Raw genomic sequence first — 2402 nt, 5'->3', positions numbered from 1 at the left:
ATGGTACACCATTCCTGCAGTGCTTTCCCTTGCGAGTGTTTTGCTTATTTTCTTTTTCAGAAGTTGCTTTCAGCAGGGTCAAATATCAATTCAGCCGCTATGTGTCTGTGCCACATTTATTACCGTAATGCAGATAGCAGCGTTACTTTTAATCAGCTGGATGGAACAAAACGCCAACTTCCGTGAAGAAGCAATCAGCCTACAAGCCAAATCAAAAGCACAGCAAGAGAGCATCGAAGCATTGAGTGCCGCATATGCTCAGCAACGTAAACTGACACATGATTTTCTAGCTCATCTGAGTACGTTAGACGGAATGCTGATGCAACAAAACAGAGATATCAACACAATACAAACCTATATCCATAGCCTACAATCGAAACAAAACGAACGCATCCTGCTCGTCAATACCCACCATGCAGCACTGGATGCACTTCTGAATCAAAAGGCACTTGTTGCAAAAAATCGTAAAATTGATATACAGTTCAGTGTGAACGATTTATCTCCCATAAAGATTGACATGGTGGATTTGACGGTTGTAATCAGCAACACACTGGATAACGCGATTGAAGCGTGTGAAAAACTGCCGGAAACGGACCGGCAAATTTATGTGCAGGCACTGCTTGAAGAAGATGAACTGTTTTATGCTGTCCGTAATAAATCTTTGCCGGTAAATATGATTGCAAATCAACTGCCGACATCAACCAAGGAAAATCCATCTTTTCATGGGTATGGTTTGCAAAATGTACATACTACATTGGAAAAGTACCACACGCTTTACGCTATGGATTATGAAAACGGCTGGTTCGAATTTGCAACAGAGCTGCCGAATACTCTGATTTCATGACAAAAAACTACTGTTTCACTACAAAAATGATGAAAAAGATGAAAACTCTGTTTTAATAAAGATAGTTCTGATTTACAGAGGTTCTGCATATGGAAGGAATCATCGAAAGAATCGTGGAGAAGTGTATACAAAGCGAACTCATTGAAGAAAGTCAACGCGATTGGATGGCATACTCGCTACAACGAAAATTCATGAACTTTGGAGGTTTCTTTATTCTCGTTTGCTTTGGAACACTTGTTGCGCCGTTACCGCAAGTGATTCTTTTGAATTTTGGGTTGGCATTTTTACGAGAAAAGACAAATGGCCTTCATATGCCAACAGTGTTTTCCTGCTTTATCACCTCTTTATTTTGTGAATATGCCTGCTTATATCTGATTGACCGACTGCAATCTTCTACGATAGCAGCTGTAATTACGCTGTTTATTGTCTCTGTTACGCTAATTTTAACACTTGCTCCTTGCAATAACTCGGCGATTCATTGCAGCAACGAAGAGTTGCAGGACATGAAAATAGCGGTACGCAAAAGACTTGTATTATATTGCTTGATTGTTCCACCCCTTTTGTTGCTGAAACCATTGTACAGCACTGTCTGGATTGTAGCTGCAGCTGCGGATGCTCTTCTACTGGTTTTGGCTAAAATTGGAGTTGGAATCAAATAAAACCAAATCAAACTGGAAGGAAGGTCTTTACCTTGAAAGCAAAAGAAAGTCTTTTACACAAAAACTTGCGTGCAGTAGTTCAGGCATCAATTCGAAAAGAAGCCAATGAACCGTGTAATATGTTTTGGAATTATCAGCCACACCGGCCCGAAAAGCCTCTGACAAATTCTCAGGAGAAAAAATAATCTCACGCTGCAGCTCTAAGCCCGTCGCATCTCAAAATGCGGCGGGCTTTTTTGTGCGCTCGGTTGGGCAACAACTGGCGAAAGGATGCTACGCGCTTAGCAGTAGGAAGCGCTAGCCGAAGGCAAGGGCATCCATCGTGAGGTGGCATCAGAATGCCAGCAGAAAATGCTGACGGGCAAACACATGAACCAACAAGCAGAAATTCATATATTTATAAATTATAGTGATCTAGATAAAATTCGAACGGATTTAAAGTTTAACTCCGCAAAAGTTGCGGGGTATTTGCGATATTATAAGTGCAAAGCAAATTCGGAAGGAATTTCAAAGATGACATCTAACGAGCGACAAAAGAAAATAATTCGCTTGTTAGATAAGCGCCGGAAAGATACGATGGAGCATCTTTCAATAGAATTCCATGTTTCAACAGATACTATCAGCAGGGACATAGCAACATTAAACGAGGACTATCCAATAAAAATAGCCCGGGGCCGAAATGGAGGCCTTTCCCTACCAGACGGATACCACTTGTTCAAGAAAATGTACATGACTCCTGTTCAGGCACTCGCATTACATAGAGCGTTGCTGTATGTCCCTGATGAAATCAAGAAAATCCTTGAGACAATTTTGACCGATTTTGCTTGGTAGTCAATTATGATTGCCCAGCACCTTGACAACTGAATACCCAGCATAACAGGTACGTTCCTTTTCCGGCA

The 2402-nt window shown here is 41.3% G+C and carries 3 protein-coding genes; all 3 read left to right on the top strand.

The genetic code is table 11. The annotated features are described in order from the left end of the window. The coding region (locus ACT8YW_RS22235) for a sensor histidine kinase (RefSeq protein ID WP_444107177.1) at window positions 1-844 on the top strand (844 nt) is incomplete at its 5' end. An 89-nt stretch (window positions 845-933) separates the two neighbouring features. Next, on the top strand, window positions 934-1503 hold the full coding sequence (locus ACT8YW_RS22230; RefSeq protein ID WP_444107176.1) for an accessory gene regulator B family protein: 570 nt from the start codon (window positions 934-936) through the stop codon (window positions 1501-1503). Window positions 1504-1872: 369 nt separating this feature from the next. Then, window positions 1873-2334, top strand: coding sequence for a helix-turn-helix transcriptional regulator (locus tag ACT8YW_RS22225; protein WP_256273330.1), 462 nt, complete (start codon window positions 1873-1875; stop codon window positions 2332-2334). Window positions 2335-2402: the final 68 nt, after the last annotated feature.

It is taken from the genome of Bacteroides sp., assembly GCF_052357945.1.
GTDB lineage: Bacteria > Bacteroidota > Bacteroidia > Bacteroidales > Bacteroidaceae > Bacteroides.
The sequence above is the reverse complement of the archived record's forward strand: the minus strand, read 5'-3'. Positions and strand labels throughout refer to the sequence as shown.